Source organism: Flavobacterium sp. H122 (assembly GCF_004959765.1).
Lineage (GTDB): Bacteria > Bacteroidota > Bacteroidia > Flavobacteriales > Flavobacteriaceae > Flavobacterium.
This window is the reverse complement of sequence record NZ_SJZD01000011.1, coordinates 36,996-55,313: the sequence shown is the minus strand read 5'-3', so window position 1 is coordinate 55,313 and position 18,318 is coordinate 36,996. Positions and strand designations below refer to the sequence as shown.

The following is an 18,318-nucleotide window of genomic DNA, read 5'->3' as shown; positions in this document are numbered from 1 at the left end:
CTATATTTAAAAATACAAATATACAAGTAATACTATATTCTAATACTCATGCCTGTTAAATTTAAAATCAGCTGATTAAAATACATTTTTAAAGAGCTGATTAGTAAATACATTTATTCAAAGAAGGCTTTTTAATTTGGAAATCAAATTTTCCTGCCAGTCACCTTTTTTAATCTCACATTCCCAAATCACAACTACATTATAACCATTTGCAATATTAATCTTTTCATTTTCAACATCCCTTTTTATATTGTTTCCAATCTTTTTCAACCACCATTCTGTATTTGTTTTGGGAGGTCTATAATATCTGCAGTCATTATGACCATGCCAAAAACATCCTCTGATATCAATAATACACTTAAGTTTGGGGATAAATATATCGGGTTTTCCCGGTAAATCCTTTCTATATAATCTATACCTGAACCCTTTACTAAATAGAAATTTCCTAACAAGAACTTCTGGTTTTGTGTTCTTGCTTTTTATCTGACTCATATTATAACTCCGTACCTCTTTACTATGTGTATCTGCCATTTCTTTATTATTTACAGAAGTCATAAACCAACATATAAAGTTAAATAATTAACCCGTTACCGGGAAGTTTATTGGAGGATTTGCGTTATTTTTCAACTCACTTCAGTGCAAAATCCTTTATCTTTGCACACTTGAGAAAGACAGTTATCAAATCGATTGAAGATGTAAATCTTTTTAAAACCCAATTGCTGCATTGGGCACAACAGTTTCGTGAAATTATTTTTCTGGATAGTAACAATTATCCTCAAAAATACGGTTCGTTTGAAGCAATTTTGGCTGTCGATGCTTTCACTTCCATAAAAACGGATTATTATAATGCTTTTGAAGATTTAAGACAATACCAGCAACAAACAAAAGACTGGCTGTTTGGTTATTTATCGTATGATTTAAAAAACGATATAGAACAGTTGACATCACATAATTTTGATGGTTTGCAGTTTCCGGATTTGTACTTTTTTCAGCCAAAGAAAATTTTCCTGATAAAAGAAAACCTTGTCGAAATTTCATATTTATCAATGTGTGATGATGAATTGGAGGAAGATTTTGAAGATATAGTCAAAAGTCGAAAGCCGAAAGCCGAAAGTCAAATGTCAAACATTGAGAGCATAAAAATCCAACAACGTATTTCAAAAGAGAGCTATTTAGACAAAGTAACCCAAATGCTGGCTCATATTCACCGCGGCGATATTTATGAGGCTAACTTTTGTATGGAATTTTATGCTGCCGAAGCTGAAATTAATCCAGTGGAAATTTTTCAAAAACTGGACACTATTTCTGAACCTCCATTTGCAGTATATTTTAAAAACCACAAACATTACTTATTATCCGCTTCACCTGAACGCTATTTAAGAAAAGAAGCAAATAAAATCATTTCACAACCTATAAAAGGAACTTCAAAACGTTTTGAAGATGCTGCTTTGGATTTACAATCCAAAACCGAATTGGAACAAAATCCAAAAGAACGCTCCGAAAACATCATGATAGTTGATTTAGTCCGGAATGATTTATCGCACACAGCCACCAAAGGTTCTGTCAAAGTAGAAGAATTATGCGGTATTTACACTTTCAAACAAGTACACCAAATGATTTCTACTGTTACTTCAGAAATTGAACCAAATACATCTCCTATAGAAGTTTTAAAAACCACTTTCCCTATGGGAAGCATGACAGGAGCACCAAAAATTTCGGCGATGCAAATCATTGAAGAACTCGAAGAAACAAAACGCGGGCTTTACAGTGGTGCCATAGGGTACTTCACTCCTGCCGGCGATTTTGATTTTAATGTAATAATCCGAAGTATTTTATATAATGCTGCCAATAAATACATCTCTTTTTCTGTGGGCAGTGCCATTACAGCACTTTCTGAACCTGACAAAGAATATGAAGAGTGTTTATTAAAAGCTAAAGCGATGCATGAAGTATTAACAAACTAAAAAAAATAAATATGCTTATTCCATCATTACAGTATCTTTTTGAAAGGGATTTAAACAAACTAAAAGAAGAAATCGAACTTTACAACAACGAAAACAACCTTTGGATTACTGACAAAAACATAAGCAATTCGGGAGGAAATTTATGTTTACACTTAATCGGCAATCTGAAAACATATATTGGTGCTGAACTTGGCGAAACCGGATACATACGTGAGCGTGATTTAGAATTTTCTCAAAAAAACACTCCAAGAATTGATTTATTACGTGCGGTAGAAGAAACAAAAGAGATAGTTTTAGACACACTTACTAAACTAACAGAAGAAGATTTACATAAAGAATATACACTGGTAAAGAATTACCCATTTAAATCCACCTATCATTTATTGATACATTTAACTGTCCATTTGGGGTATCATTTAGGACAAATCAATTACCACAGAAGATTATTGGATAATTAAAAATCAAGGCAACTCAACAGGGTTGCTTTTTTATTGATAAAAAACTTAAATTCGCATAATGCTTCAGGATTTACAAAATCATATTCATAAAAACCTACACTACCTTATTGGTAAAAAACTGCTTCTGGCTGTCAGTGGTGGTATTGACAGTATGGTTCTAGTAGATTTATTCTCAAAACTTGATTTTGAAATCGGCATAGCACACTGTAATTTTCAATTACGTGGAGAAGAAAGCAATCAGGATGAATTTTTTGTAAAATCCAAAATATGCCACACCGAGCGCAGTCGAGGTGCCAAACACAAAATCTTTATTCGAAAATTTGAAACTCAAAAATACGCTGAAGAAAACAAACTTTCCATTCAGCAGGCGGCACGCGAATTACGTTATAATTGGTTTCATGAATTATTGGAAAAAGAAGGCTTCGATTATTTAATTACTGCCCATCATCTGGATGATTCACTGGAAACTTTTCTGATTAATTTTACACGGGGCACCGGTATCGAGGGTCTTACAGGAATTCCTGAGGTAAATAACAAAATTGTCCGTCCTTTATTAATTTTTTCAAGGTCAGCAATTGAAAATTATGCCAAAGACAATAGTATCGAATGGCGTGAGGATTCAAGTAATGCCTCTGATAAATATTTCAGGAATAAAATCAGACATCATGTTGTTCCTGTGCTGAAAGAACTGAATAATAGTTTACTGGATTCGTTTCAAAATACCATTAAAAATCTATCAGAAACCAATTCATTAGCCAAAGACGCTTTGGTTTTTCAATTTGAGAGGATTGCTTCTCAAAAAAATGAAGAAATCCACTTTGATACCGAAAAATTAAAGCAGCTCCCGAATTGCGGTACATATTTATACGAATGGCTGAAACCATATGGTTTTTTTGATTGGACTGCCATTAATGATTTAATGGATAACCAATCAGGAAAGCAGGTATTTTCGGAAAATTACAGATTATTAAAAGACAGAAATCGGCTTATTCTTTCTAAAATTACCAATGAAAATCCGGAAATTATTTTAATAAATGAAGAAGATAATTTCATAGATAAACCAATAAAATTATTGTTTTGTAACCAAAGTCACATTTCAGAGCCTTCAAAATCATCTATTTTTGTTGATAAAGAAAAGTTAAAGTTTCCTTTAGTGCTTAGAAAATGGAAAGAAGGTGATTATTTTTACCCTTCGGGAATGAATGGAAGGAAAAAAGTGAGTAAATATTTCAAAGATGAAAAATTCTCATTGATTGATAAAGAAAAAACCTGGCTTTTATGTTCAGAAAACGAAGTAGTCTGGATTGTAAACCATAGAGCCGACAAACGATATATTGCAACAAACAACACAATAAAAATTTTAAATATTACCCAAAAAAAATGAAAAAATTATACGCCTTACTCCTATTTTTTACAAGCTTTTTAGGAGTTCAAGCCCAAATTTTAAATCCAGTTTCATGGAAGACATCGGTTGAGAAAAAATCGGAAACCGAATTTGTCATTACTTTCAATGCAACAATAGAACCTGAGTGGCATATGTTCTCTCAGTTTACGCCTGATGGTGGTTCTTTACCTACAGTTTTCACTTTTAAAAACGCAAAAGGCAACTATCAATTAGTTGGCAAAACAGTTGAAAGCCCCTATAAAAAAGTATATAGTGATGTTTTTGAAATAGATGAATATCTTTTTGAAAATAAAGCACAATTTAAACAAACTGTAAAAGTAACCAATCCTAAAAGCAATTCGGTTAAAGTATTTGTAGAATATCAGGTATGTAAAGAATCGTGCATTCAGCAAGACAAGACATTTGATATAAAATTACCTGTTGCCGTTGCTGAAGAAACTAAAACAGAAAAAGAAGTAAAAAAGGACTCGGTTCAAAAAGACACCAATAAAATAATTGCAGTTCCTTTAATTACAAAGGAAAATAGACCGGCTTCAATAGATGAAGTAAAAAATCCTGCCACTGAAAAGAAATCTGGAAACTCGAAGAGTTTGTGGAGTATATTCATTTTAGCTTTCATAGGTGGATTTGCGGCGCTCTTAATGCCTTGTATTTTCCCTATGATTCCTATGACTGTAAGCTTTTTTACAAAACAAAGCAAAACAAAAAGTGAAGGAATCAGAAATGCGGTTATTTACGGACTTTCAATCATTGCTATTTATGTAATTTTAGGTTCAATCATAACTGCTGTATTTGGTGCAGAAGCTTTAAATGAATTATCAACGAGTGTATGGTTTAATTTAATTTTCTTTGGATTATTAGTAGTTTTTGCTCTTTCATTTTTAGGTGCATTCGAAATTGTTTTACCAAGTTCATGGGCTACAAAACTGGATTCACAGGCAGACAAAGGCGGTATTATCGGAATCATTTTTATGGCACTTGCTTTAGCAGTGGTATCATTCTCTTGTACCGGCCCAATTGTAGGAACTTTATTGGTAGAATCGGCTTCAAAAGGAGGTATTGCCCCAATTGTTGGTATGTTAGGATTCTCACTGGCTATTGCGTTACCATTCATGTTATTTGCTATGTTCCCGGGCTGGTTGAACTCACTGCCTAAATCAGGTGGATGGTTAAATACCGTAAAAGTTTCATTAGGATTTTTAGAATTGGCTTTTGCTTTTAAATTTTTATCAAATGCCGATTTAGTATTACAAAAACACTGGCTGGAGCGAGAGCTGTTTATAGCGATATGGATTGCAATTTTTGGTGCATGGGCCTTATATTTATTTGGCAGATATATGCTGCCTCATGATTATGAAAAAGCTGATAAAATTGGAGTAGGAAGACTTTCAATGGCTATCATTGTAACTACTTTCACATTTTATATGATTCCTGGTTTATGGGGAGCTCCTTTAAAGATTTTAAGCGGCTTAACACCTCCTTCAACTTATAGTGAAATACCAAATGGTTTAGGCGGCACGACTAATAACGATAAATCGGCTTTACCGGAACATGCACATTACGGCCCGCATGGCATCATCACTTTTGATGATTATGAAACCGGTCTGGCTTATGCAAAACAAGTAAACAAACCAGTACTTCTTGATTTTACAGGTGACGCCTGTGCCAATTGCCGAAAAATGGAAGATAATGCATGGTCCAATCCTGAAGTTCTATCTATTTTAAAAGAGAAGCTGGTCGTAATTTCATTGGTTTGTGACAGAAAAATAGAACTTCCAAAAGAACAGCAATATGTTTCAAAAACCACGGGTAAAGAAGTTGTTACGATTGGCAACAAGTGGAGTGATTTACAAATTACTAGATATAAAAGCAACTCACAGCCTTTATATGTAATTCTGGATAACGAAGGCAATGATTTATCTGAACCTATAGCCTATACTTCTGACATACAGGAATACAAAACCTGGTTGGAAAACGGAATCAAAAACTTTAAATAACAAGAAAGCCCTCAATTTTGAGGGCCTTTCTTTTACTGATTGTATTTGTCTTTATATTTTTTATACAATTTCGTTTGATGTGATTCCAGCGGTATATCCCTTCCCTGAATAAAAGCTTTAGTCAGTTTATTGGTTCTCATATCGAGTGCATCACCATCCGAAATGAATAATGTTGCATCTTTACCGACTTCCAAAGAACCGCATTGATTTTCAACACCCAGTATTTTAGCAGTATTAAGCGTAATTGTTTGCAAAGCCTGTTCTTTAGTCAATCCGTAGGTCACAGTTGTTCCTGCTTGAAATGGTAAATTACGGGTATTCATACGTTCCATATCCCCGCTGTTTTCCAAACCGACAACAATTCCTGAATCGGTTAGGATTTTAGCCAATTTAAACGGTTGATCGATATCATCCTGATCCAAATTGGGAAGACTATGTGTTCTTCCTATCAATACACTTATTTGATTCGATTTAAGCAAACCGGCTACTTTGTCTGCCTGATAACCTCCTATGATTACCATTTTTTTAATTCCGTTGTCTTTCCCTACTCTTATGGCATCAATGATTTGTTTTTCTTCATTGGCATTGATATATAAAATTTGTGAACCATCAAAAAGTCCTTTCATAGATTCATAAACCAAATTCTTTTCTTTTGGGGTTTCGCTTAAATATGCTTTGGACTTATTAATGAAAGTGTTTAACTCATCCACTTGTTTAATATAATCTTTATTAGCCTCTATAGTCCCTGGTTCTGCCCACCACCCGGAACGCCTAAAAGTTGTTGGGAAATTCAAATGTATCCCGTCATCCTGCTTAACTACAGCATCTTCCCAGGTCCAGGAATCCAACTGGACAATTGAAGAAGTTCCTGTAATTCTTCCTCCGCGGGGTGCTACCTGAGCCATTAATACTCCGTTAATTCTTGCGGTTTCAATAATCTTGGATTCAGAATTATACGCAATAATACTTCGTACATTAGGTGTAAAGCTTCCTATTTCTTTTTCATCATCAGAAGCTCTTACAGCATCAATTTCAACCAGACCAATAGTCGAATTAGGTGCAATAAAACCAGGATATACATGTTTCCCGGAAGCATCAATAACATTTTCATAAGCCGTCATATCCAAACGGATTAAACGGGCATCTGCAACCAATGTCAGTTTTCCGTCTTTAAAACCAATTGCGCAGTTTTCAACAACTTCACCATTGCCCAAGTGAGCGGTTCCGTTCATGATTAACGTTGCTTTTGCTTGTTTAGGTGCGGGTATATTTTGTGCCTGAAATCCAACTATTGGAAATAACAGACAGGCTAATTTTATATATTTTTTCATTTTTTTATTCTTCTAAAGTGTCACAATGGTAATGTACTTTGTCTTTTTTGGCAGCCGGCTGCGTGGCCATTCCCTGATTTTTTTCCTGCAGTAACTGCATAATCAAGGCCGCTTTTTCATTGGCTATTTCTTTACGCTTGACTTCATCCAATGTTTTATCGAAATAGACTACACCTTCAACTAACGTTTTTTCAGCTTTGGCATAAATCGATAATGGATTATCGCTCCATAAAACCACATCGGCATCTTTACCAACTTTTATACTTCCGACCTTATCATCCAGATGCAAAAGCTTAGCAGGATTTAGTGTCACCATTTTCCATGCTTCTTCTTCCGAAACACCTCCGTATTTCACTGTTTTGGCAGCTTCCTGATTTAAACGGCGTGACATTTCAGCATCGTCAGAATTAATTGCAACCACAAGTCCTTGTTTTTGCATTAAAGCTGCATTATAAGGAATAGCATCATTTACCTCAAACTTATATGCCCACCAATCAGAAAAAGTTGAAGCTCCTACTCCATGTTTCTTCATTTCATCAGCCACTTTATATCCCTCAAGAATATGTGTGAAAGTATTGACTTTAAAATTGAATTTTTCTGCCACGCGCATCAAACCTAAAATTTCGGACTGCACATAAGAGTGACAGGAAATAAATCTTTTCTTATTAATAATTTCAGCTAAAGTCTGTAATTCCAAGTCAACTCTTGGCTGTTTCATTCCGCCTTTTTTACCTTGTGAATTAAAAGTCTTCCATGCATTATCATATTCCTGGGCTCTGGTAAAATAATCGATAAATACCTGTTCCACTCCCATACGTGACTGAGGGAAACGGGTTGGATTTTGAATACCCCAATTGGATTGTTTCACATTTTCTCCCAAGGCAAATTTGATAAACTGAGGTGAGTTTTTAAAAATCATTTCATCCGGTGCCAAACCCCATTTCCAGCGTACAATTGCCGAACGGCCTCCAATAGGATTCGCTGAACCGTGCAGTAACTGTGAAGTAGTAACACCTCCGGCAAGATTTCTATAAATATTGATATCGTCAGAATTTACAACATCTTCAATCGTTACTTCGGCAGAAGAATTATGACCACCTTCATTCACACCTCTTGAAATAGCAATATGCGAATGCTCATCAATGATACCGCTGGTTAAATGTTTCCCTTTACCGTCAATTACAACTGATGAAGCATCAGAAAGATTTTTTCCAACAGCCGCAATCTTACCGTCTTTAATCAAAACATCGGTTTCCTGCAAAATTCCGTCCTTTTCATTGGTCCAAACCGTTACATTTTTAAACAGAATTGGTTTTTGCGTTGGTTTTTGCAGATTACCATAAGGCAAATTAGGATAGGTAACAGGGAAAACTTTATAGATATCGTTTTTCTTTTCATCCTCTTTTTTCGTTTCAGAAGAAGTCGGTACTTTTTTAGCAGACCAATACGTTTCCTGGCCATTTGCCAAAACTGCCTTTCCTGAAATCATATTTATATCAGATACAAAAGCAGTAAGTCTGTTAAATTCAGTTTTGGTTGTATCAGCAGTTCTAACTAATAAATTCATCCAGTTATTAGCTAAAGCCAATTTTGAATTCACCTTTTTATCCTGAGCTGTTTTTACATCAGCTTTTGGAGAAACTATTTCACCTTCAATTTTCAATTTAAAATTTTCATTCCCTAAAGTCAGCTGGTAATCGCCACGGACATCTTTCAGATTCATGTCGTTTACTATGAACTTAGTTCCATTTACCCAATTTTCATAGATAACCGTTTTAGCATCAAATATTTCACCCGATGTGATTAAAAGATTGGCAATTGCTCCGTTTTTCAAACTTCCAATTTCATTAGATTTTCCAAGCAAAGATGCCGGCACCGTTGTTAATGCCTCAAGCGCTTTAGTTTTATCAAAACCATATTTAATAGCTTTTAAAAGATTGCTTCTAAAATCATCTATTTTTTTAAGTTTGTCTGTTGTTAATGCAAAAACAATTCCGTTTTCAGCCAATACTTTCAAATTGGTTGGTGCCTGATTCCAAAAGCGTAAATCTGCCAATTCCATCTGATTGGCCTGATAAGGATCGGAAACATCATACGCTTCCGGAAAATTAATTGGAATGATAAATTTAGCATTCGTTTTTTTAATTTCCTCCACACGCTCAAACTCGTTACCGGAACCCTTCAGAATATAATTTATACCAAATTGCTTACCCAATTTAGCTACCCGTAAACTGTTCAGCTTGTCTTCAGAGGCAAAAATCTGAACCAATTTTTCATTTTTTAGTAAGGCTTCCAGAGAAGCATCTTTATACTCCGAATTCCCTCCTTTATACCAACCGGCATCATGATACATTTGTTTTAATAAAGCCAGCATTCCCATCAATGAAGATGGATAAGCCTGATTGCTTGTTGGACTTTTAGTGAAAGCGAAATGATTGCTAACTGTTGGCACTAAAAATTTATTGGTTTCTTTATCATTATTCAAAAGCACCAAAGATCCCGTTCCTCTTGCTATCCCATCAGGCACATGAGTTCCAACAGTTCCAAAACCGGCTTTTAAGAATTCTTCTGCTTTTGTCTGATCAAACTTAAAGACCTCAGCTGTATTTACTTCGGTTTTAATATGTTCATTCCAGTAATAACCTTTCTTTTTTGTATCATACATAGGGTTATTGCCATTACTTTGACCTTTAGGAACTTCAACACCAAACGTTGTGTACATATCTATAAATGAAGGATAGATAGATTTCCCCTCTAAATTGACAAGCATTGCTCCTTTAGGAATTGTCAGATTCATTCCAGCAGAAACCACCTTACCATCTTTAATGAGTAAAGTTCCTTTCTCAATTATTTGTGAAGGGGTTACGTAAATTTTAGCATTTTGAAATGCCACATACATTGAAGATTTACTCTTGGTACTTTCATTATTAGGAAAGTAGTCCTGAGAATACGTTTGAGGAATGCATAAAATTCCAAAAAGCAACAACAATACTATTTTTCTCATTTTGATCTGGTTGATTAGGCTTCTAAAATACCGATTTTTTTCAGTGATAAAATTAGACAATCAGTTTCTTTAACATAAGTTTAAGAAAAAAGCCGTAAGAAATTGCCGCTAATTATTTTTTGCTATTTTTGTGTTATATAAGCCATTAAAATAATATACGCCATGTTAGTAAAAGTTTTTGGAAGCGCCGTTTTTGGCGTGGACGCCACCACCATTACTGTAGAAGTAAACATTGACAAAGGAATAGGTTATCATCTTGTAGGACTTCCTGATAACGCTATTAAAGAAAGTAGCTACCGCATAGCCGCAGCACTTAAAAACAATAATTATAATTTTCCCGGTAAAAAAATCACTGTGAATATGGCTCCTGCCGATTTACGAAAAGAAGGTTCTGCCTATGATTTGACAATCGCTGTTGGAATTCTCGCCGCATCAGGTCAAATTATGTCTGAAGAGGTTGACAAATACGTCATTATGGGAGAACTATCTTTAGACGGAGGTTTACAGCCCATAAAAGGGGCTTTGTCCATAGCAATCAAAGCAAAAGAAGAAGGTTTCAAAGGTTTCTTTTTACCAAAAAAAAATGTAAAAGAAGCTGCAATTGTTACCGGATTGGTTGTTTACGGAATTGAGAACGTAAAAGAAATCATTGACTTTTTTGAAGGAAAAGGAACAATTGAGCCTACCACAATAAATACAAGAGAAGAGTTTTACAAAACCTTGGATTATCCCGAATTTGACTTTGCGGAAGTCCGTGGACAGGAATCGATTAAACGGTGTATGGAAATTGCGGCTGCCGGGGGACATAATGTGATATTAATTGGCCCTCCAGGAGCAGGTAAAACCATGCTTGCCAAACGATTGCCCAGCATTTTACCGCCAATGACTCTAAAGGAAGCTTTAGAAACGACTAAAATTCATAGTGTCGCAGGAAAAGTTAAAGACACCGGGTTGATGAACCAAAGGCCTTTCAGAAGTCCCCATCATTCTGCGTCGAGTGTTTCATTAGTAGGTGGCGGCAGTTATCCGCAACCCGGAGAAATCTCTTTAGCTCACAATGGCGTTCTCTTTTTAGACGAGCTGCCGGAATTTAAAAGAGAAGTTCTTGAAGTCATGCGTCAGCCTTTGGAAGACCGGGAAGTAACTATTTCAAGAGCCAAATTTACTATAACCTATCCTTCCTCTTTTATGCTGGTTGCCAGTATGAATCCAAGTCCCGGAGGTTATTTTAATGATCCGCATGCCCCTGTAAGTTCGTCTCCTAATGAAATGCAACGGTATTTGAATAAAATTTCAGGACCACTTTTAGACCGGATTGACATACATATTGAAGTTACACCTGTTCCGTTTGAAAAACTATCTGATAAAAGAGCTTCCGAAAGCAGTGTTGAAATCAGAAAGCGGGTAACAAAAGCAAGGGAAATTCAAAGCAATCGTTTTGAAAAATACGAACACATACATTACAATGCTCAAATGACCACAAAACAGATACGTGAATACTGTGAACTCGATGATACTTCTTTGCAATTGCTGAAAACTGCTATGGAACGATTAAATTTATCAGCAAGAGCCTATGATAGAATTCTAAAAGTTTCGCGGACAATTGCTGATTTAGAAGATTCTGAAAATGTCAGCTCAAACCACATTGCCGAGGCAATTCAATACAGAAGCCTTGACAGAGATGGATGGTTGGGTTAATTGGCCGCAATATTTTTTATCATTCCCTTAAAAATAAAAAAATGAAAAGGTAACATGCTATACCAGTAAAGCCGGCCAAAAATTCCTTTGGGTCTGAATGTAGCTATCTGGTGTAGTGTGTTATTTTCATCAATCTTAAACTCCAGCCAGGCTTCACCCGGTACTTTCATTTCGGAAAACAAAAGCAGTCTTCTTTTGTCTTTATCGGCTAATATCACTCTCCAAAAATCCAATGAATCACCATTATCCAAATGATCCGGATTGGTTCTGCCTCTTCTTAAACCTACGCCTCCAAAAAGCCTGTCAATAAACCCTCTTATTTCCCACAGCCAATTTCCATAATACCACCCGTTATACCCCCCAATTGACCAGATATTATCCAGAGCTTTATTTACATCATCAACTTTCACTTTTTGATAATCTTTCAGACAGCCGTATTTAGGTACTTCAACATAATTCTTAAGATCCAATTTGAAACCGCTGCTTGAGAGACTGTCTTTCCAACTTGAAACAACAAGGTTTTGCTCAATTTTTTTGAAAGCCAATTTAATTGCGTCAGTATATGAAATTGGTTTTATACCAAGCATTCTTTGTAAATCATTGTTTTTACAAACAACCTCAACCTTCATGCTGTTCACTAGATTTTTTGCCAGTTTATAACTCGTTGAAGTAACAAAATAAAGCCAGTAAGAAGATAGCTTAGGCGACATAAACGGCACTCCTATAATCATAATTTTTAATCCTCTTACTTTAGCATACAACTGCATCATTTGTTTATAGGTCAAAATGTTTGGTCCGCCAATATCAAATGATTTATTGAAACATGTTTCTTTATTTATTACACCGATCAGATATTGAATAACATCTCTTATGGCAATAGGTTGCGATTTTGTTAAGACCCATTTGGGAGTTATCATTATGGGAAGTTTCTCGCATAAATCCCTGATTATTTCAAAGGAAGAACTTCCGGAACCCACAATAATTCCTGCCCTTAAAACGGTAAGATTAAAATTTCCCTGATACAAAATGTTTTCAACATTATTCCGGGAATTCATATGCTTGGAAAGATTAGGGTTATTAACAATTCCACTAAGATAAATGACTTGTTTTACCTTCATTTTATCCATATAAGCATTAAAATGATGTGCAGATAAAGCTTCCAACTTGTCAAAATCTTCAGTAGAGCTGGTCATTGAGTGAATCAGATAATAGACAGTATCAATGTTTTCAGGAATGTGGTCAAAATTTGGTTCTTCTAAAAAATCAACTTCCCAGACAGCTATTTTTTTTAAAGTCTCCTCATCAGTTCCCAATCTATTTTTATCCCTTACACAGCATACCACATCATGCCCATTGGCCAGTAATTCAGGAAGCAGTCTTCTCCCCACATATCCATTTGCTCCGGTAAGTAATATCTTCATGATTTTTACAAAAAACTTAAAGCATTAAAAATCAGTATTTTGTTTAATTATTTACAATTAAAATTAAACAAAAAAGCTCAGAAAAACAATAAAAAAAGTCGGGAAATCCCGACTTACATATATGATTTTAAATCTTTTATTTTAGCTCTGCAAAAGTATCCCCTTGTTTGATATCTCCGGTATTATACCCTTTCATAAACCAGGATTTTCTTTGTTCAGAAGTGCCATGAGTAAACGACTCCGGTACTATATAACCCTGCATACGGCTTTGAATTGCATCATCTCCTACTGCCTGGGCCGCACTGAGTGCTTCATCAATATCGTCTGGATCTAAATATTTCTGATTATATTTTGCCCATACGCCTGCGTAGAAATCAGCCTGCAGTTCCAAAGCCACAGAAAGGCGGTTACCCTCTTCCTGACTCATCTGTTGCTGCAGCTGGCGTACTTTTCCGGAAGTTCCCAATACAGTCTGCAAATGATGCCCTACCTCATGCGCAATAACATAGGCAATGGCAAAATCACCTCCTTTTGCTCCAAAACGTGTTTGCAGCTCGTTAAAGAATTTAAGATCCATATATACTTTTTCATCTCCCGGACAATAAAAAGGTCCCGAGGCTGCTGATGCACTTCCGCAGGCAGTCTCGACAGCATCTGTAAACAAAACCATTTTTGGATTTCGGTACTGCACCCCATTATCAGTCATAATTTTCCCAAAAATATCCTCAGTATCAGCAAAAACAGTAGATACAAATTCACCAAGTACTTTTTCCTCTTCTGTTAAAGGTCTTTGTTCAGTTTGTGTTGTGGTTTGCTGTTGTGTTTGCTCTAACAAATTACCGATTGTCTGACCGGTTTCACCGCCAAATAAATTCAACAATAAAATAATAATTCCCAAAGCACCTCCGCCGGCAATTACTTTTCCGCCGGATGACATTCCCCTGCGGTCTTCAACGTTATCACTTTGACGTCTTCCCTGCCATTTCATAGTTTTGAATTTTGAATTATATAAAAATATATTTTTTTATGGTTTTGAAAGCCATTTGAACAGGATATTTTCAAATAAGTCTTTCTCGATTGGCTTGGCAATGTAATCATTCATACCTGACTGCAGGCATTTTTCTCTTTCTCCTTTTATTGTTCCAGCCGTCAAAGCGATAATAGGCACTTTTTTATTTTTCTTCCGTATTGATACAGAGGCTTCGTACCCATTTAAAACCGGCATTTGAATATCCATCAGTATCAAATCAGGATTTTCTTTTTCAAATTCCTCAATACCCGTCTGACCGTTTTCTGCTTGAATTACAATAACATTCGGCAGCATTTTTTTCAACATTGTTTTTGCCAGCATCATGTTTACCTTATTGTCTTCAACTACCAGGATTTTAAACTCTTTATGCGACAGACTTTTTAATAACGAAACCGGAACATTTTCATAAATCACTTCCATGGTATTCACATCCATTGGCCCGCAATTCGTATTTAGAGTACAAAAATCCAAGTCAACATTAAAATAAAAAGTACTTCCTTTTCTGTAGTGGCTTTCAACTTCCAGTTTAGAGTTCATCAATTTCAGAATATTATTGGAAATTGTCAATCCTAAACCTGTTCCTCCATATTTTCGGGTAGTAGAGTTGTCTTCCTGCGAGAAAGGCTCGAAAATTTTAGCCAGATTGTCTTTTTTAATGCCAATACCCGTGTCTTTCACTAAAAATTGAATATTTGCTTTATCCTGTCTGAAATCATTTGCTTTTATCTGGAGTTCAACCCGTCCTTTATCAGTAAATTTAACAGCATTTGACAGCAGATTTAAAAGAACCTGTTTGATACGCAAAGAATCAATTAAAACATATTCAGGCACATTTTCATCAATATGAAGTTCCAATTCAATGTTTTTTTGGACCGAATCAAATCGAATAATATCAATAATCTGATTTGCTAATTCATATAAGTTGGTTTTCTTATATTCAAGTTCCAGTTTTCCTGTCTCGATTTTAGAAAAATCCAGAATATCATTAACTACATCTAAAAGTATGTTTGCAGATTGATTAACCGTGGTTATATACTCATTTTGAGTTTTATCCAAGTCCGTATCCTTCATTAACGACGAGAAACCAATAATTGCATTTAAAGGGGTTCTGATCTCGTGACTCATATTTGCCAAAAACTCAGACTTCGCTTTACTGGAAGCTTCAGCATATTCACGGGCTTTTATTTCATTCTCTACAACTTTCTTTTCAGTAATATCAATAAGAATACCTTCAATAAAAGCAACTTTTCCATCTTTGAAAATAACATCACTGTATTCTTCAACCCAAACTATCTCTCCATTCTTTTTTATGATTCTGTAAGTCAATCTAAACGGAGTTCCTCCTTTAATTGCTTTTTTATTAATTTGGAGTGCTTTTTGCTTATCCTCAGGATGCAGTAAATCAACTAAATTAATTTTACCATCTAAAAATTCTTCTCTTGAGTAGCCTGTGAGCGCTTCTATCTCATCATTGATATAAATTTTAGAAAATCTCTCGTCATCTTTTGATAAGAAAACTACACCCGGCATATTATCAGCCAATAATTTAAACCGCTGCTGTGACTCAAAAAGTAATTTTTGACTTTCTATCCGTTCAATTGTAATCGAAACGTTATTTGCTAATATCTGCAGGATTTCAATTTCATCGTCTGTCCACTCTCTGTCCTGAGAACAATCATCAAAACCGATAGTTCCATAGAATTGGTCCCCTACAAAAATGGGGAAAACTAAAATCGTTTTTATATCCTCAACAATGAATCTATTATCTTCATCATTATTATCATCACTTACTTTAACCTTAATTATCTCATTATTGAAAAGTTTACTCATGAACATCAGGTTATCTTCATGTTTCATTTTTTTCAATAATGGGTTATTGATCTGTGAAGAAATATTTTCTGCAACCCATTCGTATTTTATTGATATTTCCTTATTTACAGGGTCATTTTCCAAATAAGAAATTCTATCAACATTAGTAACTTTACCTATTAATGCAAAAATTTCATCAAAAATGTCTTTTAGGGAATCTTTGCTTAAAATTATTTTTGTAGAAAGCGCAATGGCTGTCAATAACTTTGTCTTGGATTCTAATTGCTGTTCTGTCTTTTTTCTTTTAAAAGTTTCAATGGTCAGTGAAATAATATCTGATACAGAACGTGCAAAATTGATATCATCATTATCCCATTCCCTTTGACTTTTTGTTGTTTCAAAACATAAAATTGAATGTAATTCCCCGTTAATTAAAACAGGTACATCCAGCATTGATTTGATATCGTTTTCCGGGAAATAATCCAATGCAAATTCTTTTGTACTCTCATTTTCATATACATTTGAGGCAACAATGATATTCTCCTTTTCCAGAGTATTAAAATAAACGGAATCTCCGTCTTTATAAGTCGAAAAACCTCCGTCAAACTCATCAGACTCTAAGTTATAAAGTGAAACACAATATAATTTTTCAGGAAAAAATTCCCAATAGCTTATTCTGTCAATGAATGAACCTTCCGAAGCTGCTTTGAGTATTTTATTCAATCTGATTTCAAAAGTTTCATCATTGTCAAATGCCTGAGTAGCCAGCGTATTGATAGTTTTATTGAATATTTCATTTTTATACTGTCTTTCTTTTTGCTCAAGTTCAATCTTTTTGAGCAAAGTAATATCTCTCGCAATTGCTGAAAAGCCAGACAAACGCCCCTCAACATCACGTTTGACAGTAACATTTTGAGACAGCCATATCTCCTTGTTTTTAAGAATTATAACAGGGAATTCAAAAGGAGTAATTTCAGTTTCATTAAGAATAGAATTACGGTAAAAGCCTAGTATCTCATTCCTATAATCTTCCCTGACAAATAGAGTAAAATTTTCACCTATTATTTCTTCATTAGTGAGATTGAATAATTTCTTAGCATAAGAGTTCACAAAGGTGAAGCGCCCCTCTCTATCTGTTTCAAAAATTATATCTGTGGCCGACTCAATAAGATTTTTGTACTGATGCTCTAAATCAACCTGCTCAGTTACATCTTGTCCAATACCAACATATAAATCCTCAGAATATTTTGAATCTTTCCACTGAATATATTTGTATGAACCGTCTTTTGTCTTAAGTTTTCTGGTATAAAGTTTATCGCTGATTTCATAATCAACGGTTGTAAACCCCTCATCTTCTGTCAATTCCCAAAAACCAAACCCTTTAACTTCATCCAGAGTATATCCCAGAATACTTTCAATAGTATGGCTGCAATAAACAACCTCTCCCTTTTTATTTACTCCCAATACCAGCGATGTCCCTTTGTTGACAATATTATCTGCAAACAAAAAATTATCTTTAGCATTCAGGTTGACTATATATCTTACATGATTTATAAGAGATGTCATAAAACAGCTGTACATTAGTATAACCAAATACATCTCATTAATTATGCTCAAGTAATATAAAACAGCAATAAAAACAAAATTAGCCAACACAAAAACCCAATAGGAACGTAACGATCTAAAGACATTATAGGCAAAAAACATCAATATGATTAAATCAAAATAATTTGATTCATACTCAGGTCTTTCCAATATTCTTTGAATTGTTATGAAATAATAGGCTGTAAAAAGCAGAATAAAAAGTTCCCTTATATTATTAAATACTATTTTTATTTTTAAGCTTGAAAAATAAATACTTAACAATATCAAAGACACTATCATATTGATAGGCGCCTGTTCTTTTTCCCTTAAATCAAAATATTCAATCGAGAAATCGACAACCGGAAGTGTTAATCCTATAAATAAAAAATAAAGCTGATATTGTTCTTTGGAATTATCAATTTCGGAGTAATTTTTTATCAGATCTTTATTGATTAAAGAACTTTTTCTAAACCCCAAAAAAAACAAAAAAGCAGTAAATACAAAAAACGACAATATAAACCACCACGAATGGTGAACATCGTCTTCAAAAAATAAGCTTTTCGCAACTAAAGTAATTGTAATCAATAAATTGGGAGTTTAAAAATGTTATTACCATG

11 protein-coding genes are annotated in these 18,318 nt (G+C 34.6%); 5 read left to right on the top strand and 6 right to left on the bottom strand.

Annotation, left to right across the window (positions count from 1 at the left end):
• Positions 1–117: 117 nt before the first annotated feature.
• Positions 118–531, bottom strand: a complete 414-nt coding sequence (locus EZM65_RS14150; protein ID WP_136669210.1) for a very short patch repair endonuclease — start codon at positions 529–531, stop codon at positions 118–120.
• A gap of 131 nt (positions 532–662) precedes the next feature.
• Between EZM65_RS14150 and EZM65_RS14145 the strand changes: the two genes are divergently transcribed.
• The 4 genes from EZM65_RS14145 to EZM65_RS14130 are packed head-to-tail and all read left to right on the top strand — an operon-like array spanning position 663 to position 5,824.
• Positions 663–1,964, top strand: coding sequence for an anthranilate synthase component I family protein (locus EZM65_RS14145; RefSeq protein WP_136669209.1), 1,302 nt, complete (start codon positions 663–665; stop codon positions 1,962–1,964).
• An 11-nt stretch (positions 1,965–1,975) separates the two neighbouring features.
• On the top strand, positions 1,976–2,422 hold the full coding sequence (locus tag EZM65_RS14140) for a DinB family protein (RefSeq protein WP_136669208.1): 447 nt from the start codon (positions 1,976–1,978) through the stop codon (positions 2,420–2,422).
• A 58-nt stretch (positions 2,423–2,480) separates the two neighbouring features.
• Positions 2,481–3,806 (top strand): tRNA lysidine(34) synthetase TilS, encoded by a 1,326-nt coding sequence (gene tilS, locus EZM65_RS14135; protein WP_136669207.1) that lies wholly within the window; start codon positions 2,481–2,483, stop codon positions 3,804–3,806.
• On the top strand, positions 3,803–5,824 hold the full coding sequence (locus EZM65_RS14130) for a cytochrome c biogenesis protein CcdA (RefSeq protein WP_136669206.1): 2,022 nt from the start codon (positions 3,803–3,805) through the stop codon (positions 5,822–5,824). The genes tilS and EZM65_RS14130 overlap by 4 nt, the downstream gene beginning before the upstream one ends.
• Positions 5,825–5,856: 32 nt before the next feature.
• Here the strand turns inward: EZM65_RS14130 and EZM65_RS14125 are convergent, their stop codons facing one another.
• Together EZM65_RS14125 and EZM65_RS14120 are read right to left on the bottom strand one after the other, a co-directional pair.
• Positions 5,857–7,155 (bottom strand): amidohydrolase family protein, encoded by a 1,299-nt coding sequence (locus EZM65_RS14125; protein ID WP_136669205.1) that lies wholly within the window; start codon positions 7,153–7,155, stop codon positions 5,857–5,859.
• A 4-nt stretch (positions 7,156–7,159) separates the two neighbouring features.
• Positions 7,160–10,159, bottom strand: coding sequence for an amidohydrolase family protein (locus tag EZM65_RS14120; RefSeq protein ID WP_136669204.1), 3,000 nt, complete (start codon positions 10,157–10,159; stop codon positions 7,160–7,162).
• Between the two features lie 162 nt (positions 10,160–10,321).
• Between EZM65_RS14120 and EZM65_RS14115 the strand changes: the two genes are divergently transcribed.
• Complete coding sequence (locus EZM65_RS14115) at positions 10,322–11,857, top strand: YifB family Mg chelatase-like AAA ATPase (protein ID WP_136669203.1); 1,536 nt, start codon at positions 10,322–10,324, stop codon at positions 11,855–11,857.
• Here the strand turns inward: EZM65_RS14115 and EZM65_RS14110 are convergent.
• From EZM65_RS14110 to EZM65_RS14100, 3 genes are all read right to left on the bottom strand, one after another.
• Entirely contained in the window at positions 11,854–13,278 is a 1,425-nt protein-coding gene (locus tag EZM65_RS14110) for an SDR family oxidoreductase (protein WP_136669202.1), read from the bottom strand. The two genes, EZM65_RS14115 and EZM65_RS14110, sit on opposite strands and share 4 nt — an antisense overlap.
• Before the next feature lie 136 nt (positions 13,279–13,414).
• On the bottom strand, positions 13,415–14,266 hold the full coding sequence (locus tag EZM65_RS14105) for a neutral zinc metallopeptidase (protein WP_136669201.1): 852 nt from the start codon (positions 14,264–14,266) through the stop codon (positions 13,415–13,417).
• 36 nt (positions 14,267–14,302) lie between these two features.
• On the bottom strand, positions 14,303–18,286 hold the full coding sequence (locus EZM65_RS14100) for a PAS domain S-box protein (RefSeq protein ID WP_136669200.1): 3,984 nt from the start codon (positions 18,284–18,286) through the stop codon (positions 14,303–14,305).
• Positions 18,287–18,318: the final 32 nt, after the last annotated feature.